Raw genomic sequence first — 22,898 nt, forward strand, 5'->3', positions numbered from 1 at the left:
ATACTTCTAAATTGATTTCACCTTTTCTCTATATCTAGTTAAAAAATACCCTTATTTTAAAATAAGAAAACAAAAAAGAGAGAATTATTTAAAACAATTCTCTCTGATTTTTATTGTGTAGTAACCTTATTTTACTATTTTATTGAATATTTGCTTTGTTGCATAATGTGAAATTAACAAAATGATTAAAGAAAAGTCAAAAGGAATTTTTACTACAACTTTTATTAGAAAGCATAGAGTGAAAGCGACTAAATCCAAAATCATAAATTGTTTTTCACTTGTATATTTTTTTATTATACTGTATTTTACTTTTAAATTTCTAATTAAAATAACGATAGCAACTACTCCAACTAATGCATCTATACTAAAGTTTACTAAAAATTTACTATTTATAACAGCCCATAAAAAATATATAAACAAAGTTCCCATCATAATTATGGTTAATCCTGTCAAAGAAATTTTTGACTTATCTTCAGCTATTTCTTTTGGTGTAATTCTTCTTGACATTATTCAAAAATCACTCCGTCTGCACAGTCAATTTTAATATTGCTTGAGAAGAATTCTTTTAATGCAGTAACCATATATCCTGTATCTTTGATACCACAAGTTTCAAAACTTGAGTGCATTCCAAGTTGTGCAACCCCTATATCTAAAGCATGTAAACTAACTTGAATATTTGATAAGTTTCCAAGAGTTGACCCACCAACTTTATCAGATCTGTTTGCAAAGAATTGTGTAGGAACTTCAACCTTTTTACAAATTTCTAAGAATACTGCTCTACTGAAAGCATCAGTTGTATATTTTTGATTTGCAGCCTCTTTTATAACAATACCTTTGTTCATAAAAGTTCTATTTGTTGGGTCATAAAGCTCAACATGGTTTGGATGAACTGCATGAGCGTTATCACAGCTAACTAAGAAAGATTTTGCAACTGCTTGATGATATTCGTCAGTTCCAAATCCAAGAGAAGCATTAATTCTCTTAAGAGCATCTTTCATAAATGTTGACATTGCACCTTGTTTTGTATTTGAACCAACTTCTTCGTTGTCAAAAACTGCACAAACATTTATAGCCTTTGGATTTTTAGCATCTAAAAATGCTTTCATTGAAGTGAATGCACATTGTAAGTCATCAAGTTTAGGTGTTGAAACAAATTCATCTTTATAACCCCAGATGCATTGTCTTTGACGATTTACTAAGAATAAATCTTTTGAAATAACATCTGTAACATCAACTCCAAGTTCATCTGCAACCATTTTGTCAAAGTCACCTTTCTTTAATTCTCCAGCAGAAAATAAAGGTAATAAATCAATTTGCTTATTGTAAGCATAGCCATTGTTTATTTCTCTGTTTAAATGAATTGCAACATTTGGTATCATTAAAATATCTTTGTCTATATAGAATAATTTATTTACAATTTTTCCGTTTTCTCTAACCAAAACTCTACCAGCTAGACTTAAAGGTCTGTCAAACCAAGTTGAATCAATCATTCCACCATAACCTTCAACATTTAATTTTAAATGTTCGCCCGGTGCGTCCATTTCAGGAACAGCTTTAACTTTATATGTTGGAGAATCACTATGAGCAGCTGTGATTTGGAAGTGATAGTCGCTAAGTTCTTCACCAACTTGGAAAGCTAAAATGCTTGAATTATTTCTTGTAGTATAGTAGTTTCCACCTTTTTTGATTTCCCATTTTGCATTTTCAGGTAAAAATGTGTAACCTGCTTTATCAAAATATTTTTTCATCGTATCAACAGTATGGAACATACTTTTACTTGAATCAATAAAAGTTAATAATTCTTTTGTAATTTCAATATTATTCATATTAATACCTCCTATGACTTTAAATTTACCCTAATTATTAAATTTAAAATCATTAAATATATTTCAAAGAAAATAAAGGAACCAAAGTTCCTTTATTTCTTTATAATCTAAATTTTATTATCTAAATTTATTTATTGTCTTCTCTTTTTCTAAGAACTGGTAAGATTAAACCTAAAGCAACTAAAACTGCAGGAGTTATAATCTTTAATACCATTTCAAAGCTGTCTTTTGAGTACATTCCAAGTAAACAACAAGCTAATGTTACTAAGAAACACCAAGCACCGAAGAATAATCCAACACCTCTACTCTTAACAAATCTGTAATGTCTGTCAAGTTCTTCTTTACCATATCTAAGAGCAATGTATGCAACGAATACCCACATATATCTCATTGGCATTACTACACCGTTAAGACGAGTAAGTTGTCTAAGAACTGTAGTAGCACCAGGAACGAAAGATTGAGCTAAGATGATTGCTCCACCTAAAACTGCAACTAATACGATACCATTTACATAAGCACCTTTGTCGTTCTTCTTTAACAATTTTGTTGGGATGTATTGACTTGCATTAGGGTCTTCTAATAACATTCTTAAAGGAGCATCAATACTGATTAATAATGTTGAGAATTGTCCAACAGTATTAGCTGCTGAGTAAATGATTAATAATAAATCACCAACACCATAATATGCGCCTAATTTTTGGAATGCCCAGTAAGCACCATTTGCTGCATAAGAGTCAAATGCTTCTTTACTTGCGTTGATTTCATTAATATCGAACATAAGTCCCATAGCAACTGTACCGAAAATAGCACTGATAACAACCATTAAAGTTGCAAACATCATTGCTCTAGGGAATTCTTTTGCAGAATCTCCTTCAATTTTATTTACATAAGGTGAAATCTTTTCGATACCACCAACAGCAAATACTAAGATAGATAAACTACTTAAATAGTTCAAGTCAACCTTAGGGAATAAGTTATTCCATGCGAAGTTTAATTTTAAATATCCACCATTTGGATTGATAACAGGTGCAGCATACATCATAAGAATAAATAAAATACCTAAAACAAACATACTTGAACCAGCAAGAGTTGCTAATTTCTTAATAGGGCTTAAACCTCTAGTTGCTAAATAACAGAATAATAATAAAACACCAAATGTTGCTAATTGAACATAAATAGTAGGAATACTATCATACGCTTTTGCATCTCTAAAAATCATAAAGCTTAAAGCTTTAAGACCACCTGAACCTTTACCAGCAATATAAGTAATATGTACTGCCCAATAAGTCCAACCTGCATAATAAGCTAATTTAGAGTTAGTAGTTTCTTGAATCCAAGAAGTTACCCCACCACCTAAATCTTTAAATACTGAACCAAGTTCACCAACCATAAGTGCATACGGAATAAAATACAATGCAAACATTAGTAACCAAGAAAAGATTACTTGAGTACCATGAAAGTAAATATATCCGTTTAAAACATTTCCAAAACCCCAAAGTGTTGAGAAACACATAAATACAAGGGCCTGCCATTTGATTTTCTTTTCGGAACTTTCCATTTTGTCCTCCTAAAATATAAATTTTGTGCTAAAATTTTAGCTGTCTTTAGTATACCAAAATTAAAGTCTCTTGTCAAAGGTGTTTGAAATAGGATAACGTTTTATTTTTGTTATAATATTTTTATTACTTTAATAAATTGTTCATTTAAATTAAAATATGCTAAATCAAATATTTATCACTTATTTTAATTCAATTTAAAAGGCATCTTTCGATGCCTTTTCGTTTTTTCTTTGCTTTACTTCGCTTTCATTTCTGTCCACGCATTTTGTAATATTTCGTTTGATTCTCCTAAATCTTTTAAGATAAAGCCTTTTTCAAATACTTCTTTTGCAGGGAATACTATATCACTATTTTTTAATTCGTCTTTCATAAGCTCTCTTGCACCCTCGATTGGTGAGCCGTATTTTACAACATTACAATTTCTTGCAGAGATTTCAGGTCTTGACATAAAGTCGATGAACTTTTGAGCAAGTTCTTTATTTTCTGAAACTTTAGGCATTACCCAGTTATCAAAGATGAAAATTGCTCCTTCCTTTGGAAATACAAATTCTACATTTTTATTTTCATCTTTTGCAAGTAATGCTTCTCCACCCCAAATACAAGTAAGTTTTGATTCTCCTGAAATTAGGTTATCTTTTGCTTGGTCATCTCCTACATAGCTTTTTATGATTTTCTTTTGAGCTATTAAAGAATCTCTTGCTTTTAAAATATCTTCTTTTTTTGTTGAGTTAGGGTCAATACCTTCTTTAATCATAGCGATTGCCATTGTAAATCTACTTCCGTCTAGCATTACAACTTCGCCTTTATTTTTTTCACTCCAAAGGTCAGCCCAGCTTTCAACTTTTTCTTGCTTTGATTTATCATAAGCAATTCCGATATTTCCGATTGTATAAGGAACTGAATATTCAAAAGTAGGGTCAAAAACTAATTTTCTATATTCCGGTTTAACTTTCTCCATATTTGGAATTTTATTCTTATCAAGTTTTTCCAACATTCCCTCTTTAATCATAGTGTCAACCATATAATCACTTGCTACAATTACGTCATACTTTTCAGCACCTGATTTTAATTTTGTGTAATATTCTTCGTTTTCTTCAAAGAATGTGTAATTTACTTTACAATTATATTCTTTTTCAAATTCCTTAATTGTTTCAGGCTCAATGAAAAGGTCGGTATTTGTTACATTTAAAACTTTCTTTTCAGAACTTTGTTCTACTTTTTTGCCTTTCTTTTCTTCTTTTTTCTCAGTTTTTCCACAACCTGCAAAAGTCATTGCTGTTGATGAAACTAATAGTAATGCTAATAATTTTTTAAATATTTTCATTTTTTACTCCTTTATTTTTAAATATATATGTTATTGTTGAAATTAAAATTATACTTGCAAACAATAAAGTTGACAATGCATTTATTTTTGGACTTATTCCCCTTTTTGTCATTGAATAAATTTTAATGGAAAGCGTCATTACTCCATTTCCTGAAGTAAAGTAACTAACCGTAAAATCGTCTAAAGATAAAGTTATGCAAATCAATGCACTTGCGATTAAATTCGGAACTAATTGTGGCAAAACAACTCTTCTAAACACTTGAAAAGGTCTTGCCCCTAAGTCCATACCTGCATCATATAGTCTTTTATCAAAGGTCAAAAGTTTAGGCAAAATAGCAAAAACCACAAAAGGAACATTAAAGATTATATGTGATAAAATTATTGTGATATATCCAAAATCAAAATTAAAAAATACATACAAAATTATCATTCCAATGGCAATTACAATATCCGGCAATATAAGTGGTATATAGCTTACATTTGTAAAAAAACTTCTAAGTTTCGAACTAACTACCTTGTAAATCGACCAAGCACCAAGAGTTCCTATTAAAAGCGCAAAAATCGTTGCAATTCCAGTTATGATAAGAGTTTGGTAAAAAACTTTCATAATGGATTCATCTTTAAAAAGCTCTGCATACCATTTCAAACTAAAGCCAGTAAAAGACTTGTTATATCTTGATTCATTAAAAGAAAAAATCATCATAAATATTATTGGCATATATAAAAATAAATAACAAAAATAGAGATAAATTTTTTCTAACGCTTTTTTTACCATATCCTAAACCCTTCTGAAATTTCATTTTCTGATTGTTTTACAAGTTTTTTGAAAATAAAAAGACTTGCAAAAATTATACAAATCATAATTATAGAAATGCTTGAGCCCGTTTCCCAATTTCTCGCTTGTAAAAATTCCCTTTGAATTAAATTTCCAACAAGCATATTTTGACTACCACCAAGCAAGTCGGAAATTATAAAAGTCGTAACTGAAGGCATAAAGACCATAATGCAACCTGAAATTACTCCCTTAAAGCTAAGTGGCAAAAGAATTCTAAAAAACAAATCTTTACCTCTCGCCCCTAAATCTTTTGCACATTCGATATATTCCTTATCAATATTAATAAGTGCAGTATAGATTGGAAGTACCATAAAAGGTAAAAAATTATAAATCATTCCTATAATAATCGCAAAATTATTGTTTAAAAACTTTATCGGTTGACTAATAATACCAATATTTATAAGCATTTGATTTATTATCCCCTGTTCTCTAAAAATACTCATCCAAGAGTATGTTCTAAGCAAAAAATTAGTCCACAAAGGCATAATAAAAAATAATACAAAAATATTTCTTCGCTTTTCTCCCTCTATTCTACTAAGGAAAAGTCCTGCTGGAAATCCAAAAAGAAAACATAAAAAAGTTGAAATCAAAGATAATTTTAAAGAAACAAAAATAATTTTTACATAAGTCGGTGTAAAAAATTTTTTGTAATTATCCAAAGTGAAAACAAAATTTTTATCCTTAACCTTAAAAGAATAATAAATGATAAAAAACAAAGGTATCGCCGTAAAAAGAACCGTCCATATCAAATATGGCATAGCTCTAATTTTATATGAATGTTTTTTTAACATAAATCCTCCAAAAATAATTATCAATTAAGATTATATCACAATTTAACTATTCTAATCAAATTAATGATTTTACAAGTTTATTAACTTTTTCTCTATATTCTTCATCTCCAAGTGAATAAAAATGACTTGCTATTAAAACATAGAAATACACAAAAGCATCTCCCCACTTTTACGGTTGTTTCATAATTTATCCTATTTGATAATATAAATTATTTATATTTTATCATCAAAAAAGATATTAGACAAGTTTTTTTCTTGTAAAGTTTTAGTTTTTGTAATATAATTAATGTAAGAAAAATTAAAGGAGTTTTTAAAATGAAATTAGTTTTAATAAGACATGGAGAAAGCGAATGGAATAAATTAAATTTATTCACAGGTTGGACTGATGTAGGTCTTTCAGACAAAGGCGTTATCGAGGCAAACGAGGCCGGATTTGCATTAAAAGACAACGAATTTGACTTTGATGTATGCTACTGTTCATACCTAAAAAGAGCTATAAATACTTTAAATATCGTCTTAGAAAGAATGGATAGACAATGGTTACCAGTTATCAAAACTTGGAAATTAAACGAAAGACATTATGGTGCTTTGCAAGGATTAAATAAAGCAGAAACTGCTGAAAAATACGGAGAAGAACAAGTAAAACTTTGGAGAAGGTCTTTTGACGTACCACCACCAGCACTTGAAGAAAATGATAAAAGATGTCCTCATAACCAAGAGGCTTATAGAAATGTTGAAAAGAGCGAATTACCTTATAATGAAAGTTTAAAAAATACTATCGAAAGAGTTATTCCTTATTTCAATGAAGTTATTAAAAAAGATATGTTAGACGGAAAAAGAGTTTTAATCACAGCTCACGGAAACTCATTAAGAGCATTAGTTAAATATTTAGACAACCTAACAGATGAAGAAATAATTTCTGTAAATATTCCAACAGGAGTTCCTTTAGTTTATGAATTTGATGACGATTTCAAAGTTACAAATAAATATTACTTAGGAAATCAAGATGCAATAAATGCAAAAATAAATTCAGTTGCAAACCAAGCAAAGAAAAAATAATAGGTGATACAAACGTATCACCCTTTTTTTTCTCTATTTTTATTGTTTTTCCATTACTATACCAAGCATAAGTAGATTTTTATTCTTTATCTTTTAATTCATCATACAAATTCTTAATTGCTTTTCTAATAACTTCTGACTTCGGTTCGTCAATTTTTTCAGATATATAATAAAGCATTCCAACATCTTCGTCATGTAAAGTTATTCTCGTATTTAATACCTTTGGAACATCAATATTATCTCCACTGTTCTTTTCAAAAAATGCAATGACAACAAAAATAATTAATGAAGGAATTAAATATCCAAAACTTAAAGAACTAAGAGGTAATAATTTTATAAAACCTAAACCTCCAAAAGTATCATTCAATACAGTGATAAATCCAATGATTATAGCAAGTATTGCTGAATATTTTATCGCATTATTACAAGGGAATTTATTTCTAAATACACTTGTTAAAATCAATATAATAATTGGTGGATATAATGTAAATAAAAGTGGAATTGCCAATTTTATTATTGCATCTACACCCAAACATGAGAAAATGAAACTTGCACAGCAAACTATCATAAGCCAAATTTTATAAGGAATTTTCGGTATTAATTCTGAAAAATATTCTGCAACCCCTCCTGTAAGAGCAACTGAAGTAGTTAAACAAGCTAAAATTACTATTACAGAAAGCATCAAAACACCGGAACGACCAAATAATAATCCTGTAAAGCTAAGTAAAATATCTGTACCATTTTCTGCATTTGCAACATTAAGTCTTGAACTTGCTCCTAAGTAACAAAGTCCACAATAAACTATACTTAAACAGATGAAAGCTATAATTGAAGAAGATAAAATTACTTTCTTTTCTCTATCTTTCTTTATCTTATAAAAAATCAAAGCATTTACAATAACAGCATTAAAAAGTCCTGCACCGAGTCCATCTAAAGTTTGAAACCCGTTTATAAATGATTCATACATTACTTTTTGTAAATTTTGTCCAGCTTGAATTTCTCCAACCGGAGATATAATTCCTGTTATAACCATAATAATTAAAAATGCTAATAATGTAGGAGTTAAATATCTACCAATAAAATCAACAATTTTTTCAGATTTTATACAAATAAAATATGTAGCAATAAAAAATACGGCAGTTGTTATAGTCAAACTTTTAAATCCAAAATTTGCAACACCTAAATTATATGTAATTGCTCCAGTTCTTGGAATTGCAACTAGAGGTCCTATACATAAAGATACACAAACCAAAACAATAGTTCCTAAATACTTTCCTAAAGGTTTAACGAATTCTGTAATACCACCACAACTAAATACGCAATAAAGCGATACCATTGCTAAAAGTCCATCTGCAGCCATATATAAAATAAAAGCTATTGGCCAGTAAGAGCCTGAAGAATAACCCAAAAATGTTGGAAAAATTAAGTTTCCGGCACCAAAAAACATTGCAAACAAACTAAAGCCTATTACAAATATTATTCTTAATTCTTTTTTCATACTTCCCCCTTGATAATAACGATTTCTTTAGATATATTAACATAAAAATTCAAAACTTGCAAGGCTTATCGACTTGAAAAATCATCTTTATATTCTCTATTTTATTTCACGATTTGAAGTATATAAAACTGAAAATAAATAAAGTTTATTGTATAATTATTCATTGTGAAAATTATATAATTTATCAAGATAAAATATTTACATAAAAAAAGGGAACTTAAAGTTCCCTTTTAGAAATTATCACTTAAATTATCCTAAAATCTTAGTAACAACTCCTGAACCTACTGTTCTTCCGCCTTCTCTGATGGCAAATCTTAAACCTTCATCAATAGCGATTGGAGTGATTAATTCGATTATGAATTTAGCGTTATCTCCTGGCATAACCATTTCAACGCCTTCTTCTAATTGGATATTACCAGTTACGTCAGTTGTTCTGAAGTAGAATTGTGGTCTGTATCCTGAGAAGAATGGAGTATGTCTTCCACCTTCTTCTTTAGTTAATACGTAAACTTCTGATTCGAATTTAGTATGTGGGTTAATTGTTCCTGGTTTAGCAAGAACTTGTCCTCTTTGGATTTCGTTTCTTTGAACACCTCTTAAAAGAAGTCCAATGTTATCTCCGGCAGCAGCTTCGTCTAACATTTTCTTGAACATTTCAACACCAGTTACTACAACTGTTCTTCTTTCTTCAGTTAAACCTACTAATTCAACGTTATCTTGAATTTTTACTTTACCTTTTTCTACTCTACCTGTAGCAACAGTTCCTCTACCTGTGATTGAGAATACGTCTTCTACTGGCATTAAGAATGGATTGTCGATATCTCTAACTGGTTCAGGAATGAATGCGTCAACTTCTTCCATTAATTTAACGATTTTGTCTCCCCATTCTCCATCTGGTTCTTCAAGAGCTTTTAAAGCTGAACCAACTACGATTGGAGTGTTATCTCCATCATATTCATATTCATTTAATAATTCTCTAACTTCCATTTCAACAAGTTCGATTAATTCTGGGTCATCAACTTGGTCTTCTTTGTTTAAGAAAACAGCGATTTTTGGAACACCTACTTGTCTTGCAAGTAAGATATGTTCTCTTGTTTGAGGCATTGGACCATCAGCAGCACTTACTACTAAGATAGCTCCGTCCATTTGAGCAGCACCTGTAATCATGTTCTTTACATAGTCGGCGTGTCCTGGGCAGTCAACGTGTGCATAGTGTCTGTTTGCTGTTTCATATTCAACGTGAGAAGTTGAAATTGTGATTCCTCTTTCTCTTTCTTCTGGAGCTTTATCGATGTTTGCATAATCAACGAATTCACCAGTACCAAATCTTTTATTTAATACTAAAGTGATAGCTGCAGTTAAAGTAGTTTTACCATGGTCAACGTGACCGATAGTTCCGATATTAACGTGTGGTTTAGTTCTTTCAAATTTTTGCTTAGCCATTTTACTAAAATCCTCCTAATCTATTTTTTTGCTCTCTCGCCAATTACTTTTTCAGAAATTGCTTGAGGCACTTTTTCATAATGATCGAATTGCATTGAATATGTTGCACGACCTTGAGTATTACTTCTTAAGTCAGTTGCATATCCAAACATTTCTGCTAAAGGTATGAATGCATCAAGTACATGAACACCATTCTTAGGATTCATTCCTTGGATTCTACCTCTTCTTGATGAAACATCACCCATAACATCTCCTAAATATTCATCCGGAGTTGTTATTTCAACTTTCATCATTGGTTCTAATAAAACCGGAGCTGCTTTTCTAACAGCTTCTCTAAATGCCATTGAACCTGCAATCTTAAATGCCATTTCAGATGAGTCAACTTCATGGTATGAACCATCGTATAAAGTAACTTTAACATCTAAAACAGGGTATCCGGCAAGTACACCTGCTTGAGTTGCTTCTTCAATACCTTTTTGAACTGGTCCGATATATTCTTTTGGAATAGAACCACCAACGATATTATTTACAAACTCAAATCCTTTACCAGGTTCTTGAGGTTCAATTTTAATTTTACAGTGTCCGTATTGTCCACTACCACCAGATTGTCTTACATACTTTCCTTCAGCATCAGATTCTTTAGAAATAGATTCTCTGTAAGAAACTTGTGGATTTCCTATATTAGCTTCTACTTTGAATTCTCTTAAAAGTCTATCAACGATGATTTCTAAGTGTAATTCACCCATACCTGAGATAATTGTTTGACCAGTTTCTTCATCAGTATAAGTTCTGAAAGTAGGGTCTTCTTCAGCTAATTTGTGTAAAGCTATACTCATTTTTTCTTGAGATGCTTTTGTCTTTGGTTCGATAGCAACAGAAATAACCGGTTCTGGGAATTCCATTTTTTCTAAGATTACATGGCTATTCATATCACAAAGAGTATCCCCTGTTGTAGTGTCTTTAAGACCAACTGCAGCAGCAATGTCCCCAGCTGATACACTATCAACTTCTTCTCTCTTATTAGCATGCATCATAAGAATTCTACCAATTCTTTCTTTTTTACCTTTTGTTGAGTTATATACATAAGAACCAGCTTCTAAAGTTCCTGAATAAACTCTGAAATATGCAAGCTTTCCAACAAATGGGTCAGCTACGATTTTAAATGCTAACGCTGAGAAAGGTTCTTCATCTGAAGCATGTCTTTCTGTTTCTTCTTCATTGTCATCAACACCCTTAATAGAAGGAATGTCTAATGGAGATGGCATATAAGCCACGATAGCATTTAATAAAGGTTGTACCCCTTTGTTTTTATAAGCTGAACCACAAAGTACTGGGTTTATTGATAGATTAATAGTAGCTCTTCTGATAGCTTCTCTTAATTCAGATGGTGAAATAGCTTCTCCTTCTAAATATTTTTCCATAATAAACTCATCTGTTTCAGCTAAGGCTTCTAATAAGTTTTGACGATATTCTTCAGCTTTATCTTTGTAAGCATCTGGAATATCAGTTTCTTCTATATCTGTACCTAAGTCATTTTTATAAATAATAGCGTGCATTGAAATTAAGTCAATAACTCCAACGAATTCTGATTCAGCTCCAATAGGAATTTGAACAGGAACCGGATTAGCTTTTAACTTATCCTTAATAGTTTCGATAGAGTCATAATAGTTAGCTCCAGTCGCATCCATTTTATTTATAAAGCAAATACGTGGTACGCCATATTTATCTGCTTGTCTCCAAACAGTTTCTGATTGTGGTTCTACACCGCTCTTTGCATCAAAAAGTGCAACTGAGCCGTCAAGAACTCTTAAAGATCTTTCAACTTCTACTGTAAAGTCAACGTGTCCCGGAGTGTCAATGATGTTAATTCTTGTATCATTCCATACACAAGTTGTAGCAGCTGAACAAATAGTGATACCTCTTTCTTTTTCTTGCTCCATCCAGTCCATTTGTGCAGCACCTTCGTGAGTATCACCTATTTTGTGGATCTTTCCTGTATAATAAAGCATTCTTTCAGTTACTGTTGTTTTACCAGCATCGATATGCGCCATTATACCAATATTTCTTGTATTTTCAAGTGAATATTGTCTTGCCACAATAGCATTTCCCCTTTCCTTTTAAATAAAATCCTATATTAGAATCCGTAATGTGCAAAAGCCTTGTTAGCTTCAGCCATCTTATGAGTATCTTCTCTCTTCTTAACACTTGATCCAGTATTGTTAACTGCATCTAAGATTTCTTTTGCAAGTCTTTCTTTCATAGTTTTTTCTCCTCTATTTCTAGAGTAAGTTACTAACCATCTTAAACCTAAAGTTTGTCTTCTTTCAGGTCTAACTTGAATAGGCACTTGGTATGTCGCCCCACCTATACGTCTTGCTTTAATTTCTAAAACAGGCATGATATTTTCTAAAGCTTTTCTGAAAACTTCAGTTGGTTCTTCGCCAGTTTTTTCTTTTACGATTTCAAATGCACCGTAAACTATTGCTTGAGCAGTTCCTTTTTTACCATCAAGCATAATGTTGTTTATAAGTTTAGTAACAACCACATCTCCGTAAATTGGATCCGGCATTACTTCTCTCTTTGGAACATGTCCTTTTCTTGGCACCTTTCTTCCCTCCTTACTATATTAGTAGTATCACTGGTACTCAGCGATTGATTTTGCTGACAAGCACACAAATGTATGTATTATAAAGTTAAATTCTTTAATTAATAAAACATTTCTGCCACATCAGTTTAATTATTTAGGTCTTTTAGCTCCGTATTTAGATCTTCCTTGCTTTCTGTTAGCTACACCTGCAGTATCTAATGTACCTCTGATAATGTGGTATCTAACCCCTGGAAGGTCCTTTACTCTTCCACCTCTAATAAGCACAACGCTATGTTCTTGTAGGTTATGACCTATACCTGGAATATAAGCTGCAACTTCCATTCCGTTTGTTAATCTAACTCTGGCAACCTTACGTAACGCTGAGTTAGGTTTTTTAGGAGTTACAGTTCTTACAGCTGTACATACACCTCTTTTTTGTGGTGATTCACTAGCAGTACTTCTCTTTTTAAGAGTATTAAAATTGAAACTTAATGCTGGTGCTTTTGATTTAGTTACAGCTTTTTGTCTTCCTTGTTTAATTAACTGGTTAATAGTTGGCATTTCTTCACCTCCTCAATATTTTTCTTTAAAAATGCACATAACTATACATTATTAAATGTACCTAATTATTTTAACATTACTTTTATTAAAAGTCAACTATTTTTCAAAGTTTTTAAGTATTTTTTTCTGGAGCATTTTCAGAAATTTCGCCCACAAAAATTATAGAGCTTACATCGGATAAAATCGGTTTAAAAAGTTTAATAATTTGCGAAAAACTAAGTTCATTTTCATTCTTTGTAAAATCTCTAGTCAATTTTATAAATCTTTTAAAAAATCCTTTAGGTTCTTTATACTCCTCTCCAAAAACTTTTTCGCCTTCTTTCATCATAAATAAAGACATTCTAAAATACATATATTTATTATCTTCACATTCCATATTTGTATTGTAGTATTCAAAAAGTTTTTCAAAATTTTTCATAATTTCACTTTGTTCAACCTCATCATTTAAATACAATACCCCGTCTTTATTTTTAAACATAGAATAAGGCGAATGAATACCTCCAAATCTATGTTTAATTTTGGATTGTCTGTCATTTTCATTTCCTACATTTGTAGTAGATTTTATAAAAATCTTATTAGAAATAGAAAATAATATAATATTTACATAATCAAGTTCATTACATATATTAAATATTTTATGTCTGTTATTTGTAATTTCTTTATTATATTTTTTTATAAAATTATTATTAAAACCCTGTCCATCAAAAGAGTAAATCATTTCAAGTTTAGACATATCACCTCTTAAAACTCCAATATATTGAGCTTTATTTCCGCCCTTTGAATGTCCTGAAACGTAAATCTTTTCAACCTCTTTAAATTTTTCAACGATTTTGTCAAAATACATCAAAGCTCTTCTCTGTTGTTTTGTGTCCGTAACATTATATGTACTTTCGACATTGTCTTTCCATTCAAAATCTCCTGCAGTTCCCTTATATACGATAATTAAATTATTTTCAAAAATAAAACTTACATTTACAATTTTTTCATCACCGGAAATATTTGCTGAAATAGAATTTTCAATATCTACTATTTTTATTTTTTCATATAATTCCTTATTACTTTTTATTGTATTTAAAATATTATTAAATTCCTCTTCATTTATTTCAGCAGGATAATCTCCAGATGAATCTTTTTCAATTTTTAGATTAGATGATATTTCAAAAATATTTTTATCTAAAAATTTCTCATTGGCATTTTCTTTTTCAAAATCACCAACATAAATTATACAATTTAAAATCAAAAAAGTATTTAAATCAAACATATTTCCTCCTAGTATTTGAAAGTATAGTGTTCTTTTCCTGCACCGAGTTCAAAATGGCACTTAATTATTCCTAAGTCAACCTTTGTATAAAATCCAATTTTTGAAACTATTTCCACCTTATTATCTTTTAAAGTAATTTTATATCTTTGTTGATTCAATGCTGTAGGTGCAAACAGTGCAAATCTTACTCCTTTTAAAAACCAATCCGGCATTTCTACATCGCTAATTGCAACTTTAGAAATACTCTTAAGTTTTCTCACCTTTCCATTCGTCTCTCCATAACCAACAGCTATGACACAAACAAGTTTTTCACCTTCTTTTATATCATATTTAGTATTTTTCTTGCTATATGTTCCACCGACCCAGCAAGTATTAAGCCCTAAAGACTGAGCTTTTATAACTAATTTTTCTCCGAAATATCCAATCTTTTCTTCTAAATTATCACATTTTTTACCAATCATTACTATATAGTTTCTAACATTTTTAAAATTACCATAATTAGCTAAAATACTTCTTCCGAATTCATAAGGCTCATTGGTTACAAATTGAATATTCAAATTTGCAATCTTATTATACTCCTCAATATCTCTATTTAATTCGTCAACAAGCTCTTTATCTATTTCTTTTTTTGTATATTTCCTTACAGAATGTCTTTGTTCTAAAAATTTTTGAATATCCATATTATTACACCCTTTCTTGATATAATAAAAGGGCGAAAACGCCCTTAAAATATTATTGTAAACTAACAAAATTCTGATTGATATCTTTATTTATTTTTATTCTCTAAAAAACTTCTCATATCATTAAGCTCTGAAAATCCTGCTAAAAACATAGTTTTTTTACTCAATTTTTCTTTAAATTCATCTTTTGAAACAAAAATAATTTTTTTACACAAACAATTATTTTCTAAATACTTTGCCAATTTTTCTTTTATAAGTTCAAAAGCATTTCCAGTTATAAAAATCGTATCAACCAAAGAATTTTCTACAAAATTTTTAAAATCAACTTCAGCAATCCAATTCAAATCTGTTCCGTCAGCAGGAGTATTTCCCAAAGCCAAAACTAAATCGAATTTTTCGGTTTCTTTTGCATATTCCGTAAGAGAAAGCTCCAAACCTACCTTGTTTTTAACTAAATTTAACTTCGTAGATTTACCCAAAAACTTAAAGTTCTCCATTCTACCATTTCCAACGTCAAGACTTATAACGTTTGAAATTTTTTCTTCAGGATTTTCACATTTTACAATTCCATCTCTAATTAAAGTCATAAACAGAGAAAAAGAGGCAACATAATTATATCTATTATAAATAATGTCGAATTTCTCTCTATTTTTTATTTCAAATTTAAAAGTTTTCTCTTTAGACAAAACTTCACAATATTTTCCATCTTCACATTCCCTTAATGTATAACTCTTTAAATCAACAAAATCTTCGTCATCTTTAGTTTTAAAAAATCCAACAGAACTATAATTCAAGTATTTAAAAATTAAATTGTCTTTTTCTACTTCCCTTTCTTCTCCTTGAACACCAAAGTATATTACCTCATTTTTTATTCCGTCAGTTATAATTCTAAGTGTAGGGTCCTCAAAGTTTACAATTAATTTCGCATCTGTTTTTTCTAAATTCTCTCTCAAAGTTTTTGCCAAAATTTCTTTTGAACCATATCTATCAACTTGGTCATCAAACAAATTCGTAATTACGACATAATTAGGAATTAAGCCATTTTTTATAAGAAGTGGAATTGTTAGCTCATCAACTTCAAACACACAAAGTTTATTACTAAAATTCTTTTTTTCAGTTTTCTTTAAAATTTCAGTTAATACACCCTGAATCATATTTGCACCGGAAAGATTGGTAACAACATCATTATGCAAATCTTTCACAGTATAATAACTATAAAATGTTGTTGACGTCTTTCCGTTAGTTCCGGTTATAAAAATAATTGTATTATTTTCTTTTTTTATATTTTTTAATAAATTTTTTTCTATATTCAAAGCAATTTTTCCAGGAAAAGAACTACAAGAAGTAAATTTTTTACCTAAATAATAAACGAATTTCCCACAAAATATTGCAAATCTATCTTTCAAAATTTCCTCCTTTTAAAACAAATTATTTTCGTTTTTTATACTAACATACAAGTAGGTAAATGTCAACACATTAACAATGTTTGTAAAACAAAAAAGAAGTCCTAAGACTTCTTAAATATTATTTTTAGATTCTTCGCTTTTCTTTTTAAATATGAAAGATAATTTTGTTTCTGAAATTATTATCGCAATAAAAATTAGAACAAAACCTATAACTGATTTAACAGTTAAGCTTTCAATTCCAAGCGCAACAGGTAATGCAACTCCAAAGATTGACTCACAACCTAAAATGATAGCGGCACTGCTTGGATCTGTATATTTTTGCCCTAAGTTTTGTAATAGCAATGCAACTGCAGTACACATTATAGAAAGATATAAAACTTCAAGCATAGGTCTTAATGTAATTTGCATTCCTGCATTATTTTCTATAGCAAATGTAGTTATCCAAGATAAAACTCCTGAAACTAAAAATTGCATTATTGTAAGTACAAATGGGTCTTTACCTACTCCAAGTTTTGTAACCATTACAATATGTGATGCAAATAAAACTCCACTTAAAAGCGCAAGTGCATCACCGTAAATAGCTGTCCAACTTGAATTAAAAATAGAACCGCTCTCTCCTGCCATTGCAATAAAAAATATTCCAATTATACAAAAAATTGCAGCCGATACATTAAATTTATCAGGTCTAACTTTATTTGTTATCCAATATAAAAAAGGTACAATTACACAATATGATGCTGATAAAAATCCACTACGTCCCGGAGTTGTAAAAGTAACTCCAAGAGTTTGACTGGAATAAGCAACAAATAAAAATACACCGATTATAGCTCCGGCTGTCAATTCATCTTTTCTTGCTTTAAACAATTTTTTATGAAAAATAATTGCTAAGATAATTCCAGCTATAGTAAATCTAACACCTAAAAGAAAGTTAGGTTTAAGAACATCAGCTGCACTTTTAACAACAGTAAGAGAAGTTCCCCACAAAATAGCTACAATAAAAAGCGCAACCTTTGCTAAAAAACTTGTTCTATGTGAAATATTGTTCAAAACGCCCTCCTACTTAACTATTTTAGTTCCTGTAAGACCTTTTACAGCATCTGATGCTTTTTCAAGTAAAGTAATGATAGCACATCTATCATCAGAACTATTTACGAATTCCAAACAAGCCTCAACCTTTGGTAACATACTACCCTTTGCAAATTGTCCTTCTGAAATATACTTCATAGCTTGTTCAACATTTATTTCGTCTAATTCTTTTTGGTCAGGTTTATTAAAGTTTATGCAAACTTTATCAACCGCTGTTAAGATTAAAAGAAAATCAGCATTTAAGTCTGATGCAAGTTTTGCACTTGACTTATCTTTATCGATAACAGCGTCAATTCCAACTAATCTATCATTTTTCTTAACAACAGGTATTCCGCCTCCACCAACAGTTATAACTACAAGTCCGGCATCTACCATTTTCTTAACAGCGTCAATTTCAACGATGTGTAATGGTTTTGGTGAAGGAACAACTTTTCTGTATCCTCTACCTGCATCCTCAACAAAAGTAAAGCCCTTTTCTCTAGCAAGTTCATCCGCTTTTTCTTTTGTATAGAACATTCCAACAGGTTTAGTTGGGTGTTCAAAAGCTTTATCATCTTCTGCAACTTCAACTTGAGTTACAACTGAAACAGCCGTTTTATTTATTCCTTTTTCTTTAAAAGCTTGACCTAAAGCTTGTTGTAAATGATATCCAATATACCCTTGGCTCATAGCTCCACATTCAACAAGTGGCATTAAAGGAGTTTTTTCCTTTCCGTTTGCTGAATAATCCATAGCCAGATTAATCATTCCTACTTGAGGTCCATTTCCATGTCCGATTATAACATCATTTCCATCTTTAACTAAATCTGAAATAATATCGGCAGCTATTTTAACTTTCTCTAATTGCTCTAAAGGGGTATTGCCTAAAGCATTACCCCCCAAAGCTACAACTATTCTCTTTCCCATTTGTACCTCTTACCATAAAGTTGAATACATAACTGCTTTTATAGTATGCATTCTGTTTTCAGCTTCATCAAATACAACTGATTGAGGTCCTTCGATAACTTCATCAGTAACTTCCATTTCAGGAATACCAAATTTTTCAAAAATTTGTCTTCCGATAACAGTTTTTTGGTCGTGGAATGAAGGTAAGCAGTGCATAAAGATAGCAGTTTCTTTAGCATTTGCCATAACTTCTTTATTTACTTGGTATGGTTTTAATAATTTAATTCTTTCTGCCCAAACTTCATCTGGTTCACCCATTGATACCCAAATATCTGTGTAAATTACATCAGCATTTGTAGTTCCTTTTTTAACATCTTCTTCAAAGCTTACAGTACAATGAGTAGCTTTAGCAATTTCTAATGCTTTTTCTCTTAATTCTTGTTCAGGCCATAATTCTTTTGGAGCACAAGCTGTAAAGTTTACACCCATTTTAGCACAAGCTATCATAAGTGAGTTACCCATATTATTTCTTGCATCTCCCATATAAACAAAGTTTAATCCTTTTAAGTATCCAAATTTTTCTTCAATAGTTAAAAGGTCAGCTAACATTTGAGTTGGGTGGAATTTGTCTGTTAACCCGTTCCATACAGGTACTCCTGCATATTTTCCTAAAGTTTCAACTAATTCTTGGCTGAATCCTCTGTATTCAATACCGTCATACATTCTTCCTAAAACTCTTGCAGTATCTTCAATAGATTCTTTTTTACCCATTTGTGAAGAACCCGGGTCTAAGTAAGTAACTCCCATACCTAAGTCCATTCCTGCAACTTCAAAAGAACAACGAGTTCTAGTAGAAGTCTTTTCAAATAATAATACTATATTTTTTCCTTCTAAATAACGGTGAGGAGTTCCGCTTCTTTTTAAGTCCTTAAAATTTCTTGAAAGGTCTAAAAGGTAACGGATTTCATCACTTGTAAAGTCTAATAATGTTAGGAAATTTCTTCCTCTTAAATTTTTGCTCATAACAATTCTCCTTTAAAAATAAATTTTTAATACGACCTACCGTATTTATTACATAATTATTATACTATTTATAGTCTTTTTTCTAAGGACAAATTAACAAAATAATCTTGTATTAACATACTTTTTTTATAATTAAACATATAAATAACTTTTAAAAAAATATATCTAAAATTAATACTTTTATTCATAAAAACATTATAAAATATATTAATTTCAGACTTATTTTTACTCTAATTTATATATAAATTGTCTTTTATAAAATTAAAACATTTAAATTTAAAGATTTTTATTTAATTAAAAATTCATTTAGAATTATTTATATCATTTTTTACCAAAAAGACATTTTATCAAAATAAGTCTTTACATATAAAGACTTATGATTTATACTAATATAAAAGGAAATTAAAGTACATAAAAATCGGGAGTTAATTATGAATAAACAAAAGGGAATTGAAATACAAAACAGAGCAAATTCATACATAAACGAAGAAAGTATGTATAGTATAGATAGAGAAATAATAACATCAGCAACAAAAGGACTTTTTCACCAATCAGCCAGATTTTTGCTTGTAAAAAAAGGTTTGGCAAAGATAAGAATTCAAAATAATATCTATGAAATAAATGATAAGACCTTAGTTTGTATATTACCTTGGGAATACACCGAAGTTATTGAAGTTTCTAAAACTATTCAGTATTTTATTTTAAAATACAATTTTGACAGCGCAAACAAAATAATAAAATCATTCTACAATGTTGACGCAGAAAATTTAAGTTTAATAAACTCATTCTACGACAATCCCGTAATACAATGTACAGATGAACAATTTAAATATTTTTCAAATATATTTGACTTACTTAGAAATGAATTAGGAGAAGATTCAACGCTTTACGATAAAAATGAAAACCCTATTTCATCAGCATTCGTCTTAAATAAAATAATAGACCTTATAATCACTTATAGAAGAATACAAGACGAAGATACTAAAAAAATAAAAAGAATCGACGAAAAATTTGATAAAATAAATATTTTTAGGTATATACATGCCCATTTAAGCGAAAAGCTTACAATTTCTCTTATTTCAAAATTATTTTTTACAAGCGAATCGACAATAAACAGATATATAAAAGAAACAACCGGTCTTTCTTTCAATACACTCATAAATGAAATGAGAGTCGGAAAAACTATGGATATGTTGCTTTATACCGACCTTGATATAGAAGAAATCGCAGAGATAACAGGTTTTTCAGACCGTTCACATCTATCAAAAGTATTTACGGCAAGAACAGGACAAAATCCTAATAAATACAGACAAACATTTCATAAAATATCACAAATTTGCCAAATAGAAAACACCAGAAAATTTTATAGAATATTAAACTATATCGTAAAAAATTCTAGTGATGATTTGGACATGGATAATATATGTAAAGACTTTTCTATTTCCTTAATAGAATTAAACAGATTATTCATATACTATGTAGAAAAAAATTTCAAAAACTTTTTGAATTTTGTTAGAATAAACAAATCCACAAAACTATTACTGGAAACAAATATGCAAATAACAGATATTGCATTTGAAGTTGGATACAATACAGTTAAAACATTTAACAGAAACTTTTTAAAATTCCAAAAAATATTACCAACAGAATTTAGAAAAAATTTACAACTACAAAACAAAGACATTTAAAAAGCTGTGTTTAAAAACACAGCTTTAGTTACGCAATTTTTACTTTTCAACAGAATAATAACATCTCTTTGGTGAAATTATTTTTTCTTCTGATTTTAATTTTTTTAAAACCTTATCTACATCAGATTTATCTACGCCTAATTTTTCAGCAATTTCTCCACCCTTAAGAGGTTCTGAAGATTTTAATAATTCAATAATTTTTTCATTTAATTCCATTTTTATATCTCCTTTAATTTTATGATATATTTTTACCCCAAAACAATTAAAATTCAACAATTCTAAAAATGAATAAAAAAAATCCTGCAATTGCAGGAAAAAAATAGCAACCCATAACAGACGTATCGAATTACAGGTCTGGTGCCCAGAGGCGGAATCGAACCACCGACACGAGGATTTTCAGTCCTCTGCTCTACCGACTGAGCTATCTGGGCATATAACACTCATTTTGTTTTTTCTAAAAAATTATTCTGTTTTAAATTTATATCATTTCTTACGATAGCTCATTCTCTCGTGCTTCGCACTAGACTAAGATATTAACTCAAAATATCTTCGATTTCATCTCGATATTTTGGTTACTCTCTTATACCGACTTCTCGCTATCTGGATATATTAATTATTAAATTTCAAGTCTTTATGTAAATGGCAGGGGTAGAAGGAATCGAACCCTCACCAGCGGTTTTGGAGACCGACATTCTACCGTTAAACTATACCCCTACAATATTAAATCCTTTATTTTAGCTCTATAAAATAATAGATATTTCTAAAATAGAAATATCTTGAGATAATTTGGTGGGCCTTCAGGGACTTGAACCCGGGACCTACCGGTTATGAGCCGGGCGCTCTAACCAACTGAGCTAAAGGCCCAAATTATTGGCGGAGAAAGAGGGATTTGAACCCTCGCATCCCGTAAAGGATCTACTCCCTTAGCAGGGGAGCCTCTTCAGCCACTTGAGTATTTCTCCATTGTGGCGGAGAGGGTGGGATTCGAACCCACGTGGGCTTGCACCCAAACGGTTTTCAAGACCGCCTCGTTATGACCACTTCGATACCTCTCCATGAATGGTGATCCATCGGGGATTCGAACCCCGGACACCCTGATTAAAAGTCAGGTGCTCTACCGACTGAGCTAATGAATCATAAAATTGGCTGGGGTAGCAGGACTCGAACCTGCGGAATGCTAGAGTCAAAGTCTAGTGCCTTACCGACTTGGCTATACCCCAAAGGTTGGCGCACCTAAGAGGATTCGAACCTCTGGCACACGGATTAGAAGTCCGTTGCTCTATCCAGCTGAGCTATAGGTGCAAAATGGAGCGGGTGAAGGGAATCGAACCCTCGCAACCAGCTTGGAAGGCTGGGGCTCTACCACTGAGCTACACCCGCATATAC

General features: G+C 30.4%; 20 protein-coding genes and 9 tRNA genes. 2 read left to right on the forward strand and 27 right to left on the reverse strand.

Translation table 11 applies throughout. From position 1 onward, the window contains the following. Positions 1–126 precede the first annotated feature (126 nt). The 6 genes from ACKTSI_RS05970 to ACKTSI_RS05995 all read right to left on the reverse strand — a co-directional run bounded on the left by ACKTSI_RS05970 (position 127) and on the right by ACKTSI_RS05995 (position 6,335). On the reverse strand, positions 127–507 hold the full coding sequence (locus ACKTSI_RS05970; protein ID WP_068474516.1) for a hypothetical protein: 381 nt from the start codon (positions 505–507) through the stop codon (positions 127–129). Continuing rightward, the gene (locus tag ACKTSI_RS05975) at positions 507–1,826 is read right to left on the reverse strand and encodes a M18 family aminopeptidase (protein WP_407862704.1); all 1,320 of its coding nucleotides are present in this window, start codon (positions 1,824–1,826) and stop codon (positions 507–509) included. The genes ACKTSI_RS05970 and ACKTSI_RS05975 overlap by 1 nt, the downstream gene beginning before the upstream one ends. Positions 1,827–1,953: 127 nt before the next feature. Next, a complete protein-coding gene (locus ACKTSI_RS05980; protein WP_407862705.1) occupies positions 1,954–3,384 on the reverse strand; it encodes an APC family permease in 1,431 nt (476 codons plus the stop codon). Between the two features lie 236 nt (positions 3,385–3,620). Further along, positions 3,621–4,709, reverse strand: coding sequence for a PotD/PotF family extracellular solute-binding protein (locus ACKTSI_RS05985; RefSeq protein ID WP_407862706.1), 1,089 nt, complete (start codon positions 4,707–4,709; stop codon positions 3,621–3,623). Continuing rightward, the gene (locus ACKTSI_RS05990; RefSeq protein ID WP_407862707.1) at positions 4,696–5,484 is read right to left on the reverse strand and encodes an ABC transporter permease; all 789 of its coding nucleotides are present in this window, start codon (positions 5,482–5,484) and stop codon (positions 4,696–4,698) included. The genes ACKTSI_RS05985 and ACKTSI_RS05990 overlap by 14 nt, the downstream gene beginning before the upstream one ends. Further along, positions 5,478–6,335, reverse strand: coding sequence for an ABC transporter permease (locus ACKTSI_RS05995; RefSeq protein WP_407862708.1), 858 nt, complete (start codon positions 6,333–6,335; stop codon positions 5,478–5,480). The genes ACKTSI_RS05990 and ACKTSI_RS05995 overlap by 7 nt, the downstream gene beginning before the upstream one ends. Positions 6,336–6,650: 315 nt before the next feature. On the opposite strand from ACKTSI_RS05995, the gene gpmA reads away from it, so the two are divergent. Next, positions 6,651–7,394: a 2,3-diphosphoglycerate-dependent phosphoglycerate mutase gene (gene gpmA / locus ACKTSI_RS06000; RefSeq protein WP_201276026.1), complete on the forward strand. Its 744-nt coding sequence runs from the start codon at positions 6,651–6,653 to the stop codon at positions 7,392–7,394. Between the two features lie 79 nt (positions 7,395–7,473). Here the strand turns inward: gpmA and brnQ are convergent, their stop codons facing one another. From brnQ to argF, 11 genes are all read right to left on the reverse strand, one after another. Then, positions 7,474–8,892: a branched-chain amino acid transport system II carrier protein gene (brnQ, locus tag ACKTSI_RS06005; protein ID WP_407862709.1), complete on the reverse strand. Its 1,419-nt coding sequence runs from the start codon at positions 8,890–8,892 to the stop codon at positions 7,474–7,476. Between the two features lie 249 nt (positions 8,893–9,141). Beyond that, positions 9,142–10,335: an elongation factor Tu gene (gene tuf, locus ACKTSI_RS06010; protein ID WP_068474487.1), complete on the reverse strand. Its 1,194-nt coding sequence runs from the start codon at positions 10,333–10,335 to the stop codon at positions 9,142–9,144. A 20-nt stretch (positions 10,336–10,355) separates the two neighbouring features. Next, positions 10,356–12,431 (reverse strand): elongation factor G, encoded by a 2,076-nt coding sequence (fusA, locus tag ACKTSI_RS06015; RefSeq protein ID WP_068474483.1) that lies wholly within the window; start codon positions 12,429–12,431, stop codon positions 10,356–10,358. A 38-nt stretch (positions 12,432–12,469) separates the two neighbouring features. After that, on the reverse strand, positions 12,470–12,940 hold the full coding sequence (gene rpsG, locus ACKTSI_RS06020; protein WP_068474480.1) for a 30S ribosomal protein S7: 471 nt from the start codon (positions 12,938–12,940) through the stop codon (positions 12,470–12,472). A 132-nt stretch (positions 12,941–13,072) separates the two neighbouring features. Then, positions 13,073–13,483 carry a 30S ribosomal protein S12 gene (rpsL, locus tag ACKTSI_RS06025; RefSeq protein ID WP_009355082.1) on the reverse strand — a complete coding sequence of 137 codons (411 nt, stop codon included), beginning with the start codon at positions 13,481–13,483 and terminating at the stop codon, positions 13,073–13,075. A 112-nt stretch (positions 13,484–13,595) separates the two neighbouring features. Further along, entirely contained in the window at positions 13,596–14,744 is a 1,149-nt protein-coding gene (locus ACKTSI_RS06030) for an Mbeg1-like protein (RefSeq protein ID WP_308578159.1), read from the reverse strand. 8 nt (positions 14,745–14,752) lie between these two features. Then, complete coding sequence (locus ACKTSI_RS06035; RefSeq protein ID WP_407862710.1) at positions 14,753–15,424, reverse strand: nitroreductase family protein; 672 nt, start codon at positions 15,422–15,424, stop codon at positions 14,753–14,755. A gap of 86 nt (positions 15,425–15,510) precedes the next feature. Beyond that, positions 15,511–16,830 (reverse strand): MurT ligase domain-containing protein, encoded by a 1,320-nt coding sequence (locus ACKTSI_RS06040; protein WP_407862711.1) that lies wholly within the window; start codon positions 16,828–16,830, stop codon positions 15,511–15,513. 111 nt (positions 16,831–16,941) lie between these two features. After that, complete coding sequence (locus tag ACKTSI_RS06045; RefSeq protein WP_407862712.1) at positions 16,942–17,877, reverse strand: DMT family transporter; 936 nt, start codon at positions 17,875–17,877, stop codon at positions 16,942–16,944. Between the two features lie 9 nt (positions 17,878–17,886). Then, the gene (gene arcC / locus ACKTSI_RS06050; protein WP_068474462.1) at positions 17,887–18,822 is read right to left on the reverse strand and encodes a carbamate kinase; all 936 of its coding nucleotides are present in this window, start codon (positions 18,820–18,822) and stop codon (positions 17,887–17,889) included. Between the two features lie 9 nt (positions 18,823–18,831). Beyond that, on the reverse strand, positions 18,832–19,824 hold the full coding sequence (gene argF, locus ACKTSI_RS06055; protein ID WP_288868673.1) for an ornithine carbamoyltransferase: 993 nt from the start codon (positions 19,822–19,824) through the stop codon (positions 18,832–18,834). A gap of 431 nt (positions 19,825–20,255) precedes the next feature. Between argF and ACKTSI_RS06060 the strand changes: the two genes are divergently transcribed. Further along, complete coding sequence (locus tag ACKTSI_RS06060; protein ID WP_201275943.1) at positions 20,256–21,512, forward strand: AraC family transcriptional regulator; 1,257 nt, start codon at positions 20,256–20,258, stop codon at positions 21,510–21,512. 39 nt (positions 21,513–21,551) lie between these two features. On the opposite strand, the gene ACKTSI_RS06065 is transcribed toward ACKTSI_RS06060, so the two are convergent. The 10 genes from ACKTSI_RS06065 to ACKTSI_RS06110 all read right to left on the reverse strand — a co-directional run bounded on the left by ACKTSI_RS06065 (position 21,552) and on the right by ACKTSI_RS06110 (position 22,892). After that, complete coding sequence (locus ACKTSI_RS06065; protein ID WP_068474459.1) at positions 21,552–21,728, reverse strand: HTH domain-containing protein; 177 nt, start codon at positions 21,726–21,728, stop codon at positions 21,552–21,554. Between the two features lie 139 nt (positions 21,729–21,867). Continuing rightward, a tRNA-Phe gene (locus ACKTSI_RS06070) sits at positions 21,868–21,943 on the reverse strand. A 209-nt stretch (positions 21,944–22,152) separates the two neighbouring features. Then, positions 22,153–22,226, reverse strand: a tRNA-Trp gene (locus ACKTSI_RS06075). A gap of 73 nt (positions 22,227–22,299) precedes the next feature. Beyond that, positions 22,300–22,376, reverse strand: a tRNA-Ile gene (locus ACKTSI_RS06080). A 7-nt stretch (positions 22,377–22,383) separates the two neighbouring features. Beyond that, positions 22,384–22,474: transfer RNA gene (locus tag ACKTSI_RS06085), tRNA-Ser, on the reverse strand. 4 nt (positions 22,475–22,478) lie between these two features. Beyond that, positions 22,479–22,567 (reverse strand) — tRNA-Ser (locus ACKTSI_RS06090). Between the two features lie 5 nt (positions 22,568–22,572). Beyond that, positions 22,573–22,648, reverse strand: a tRNA-Lys gene (locus tag ACKTSI_RS06095). Between the two features lie 7 nt (positions 22,649–22,655). Further along, positions 22,656–22,732: transfer RNA gene (locus ACKTSI_RS06100), tRNA-Gln, on the reverse strand. A gap of 5 nt (positions 22,733–22,737) precedes the next feature. Continuing rightward, positions 22,738–22,814, reverse strand: a tRNA-Arg gene (locus ACKTSI_RS06105). A gap of 4 nt (positions 22,815–22,818) precedes the next feature. Continuing rightward, positions 22,819–22,892 (reverse strand) — tRNA-Gly (locus tag ACKTSI_RS06110). Between the last annotated feature and the right edge of the window lie 6 nt (positions 22,893–22,898).

Source organism: Parvimonas parva (assembly GCF_045866535.1).
GTDB classification, from domain to species: Bacteria; Bacillota; Clostridia; order Tissierellales; family Peptoniphilaceae; genus Parvimonas; species Parvimonas parva.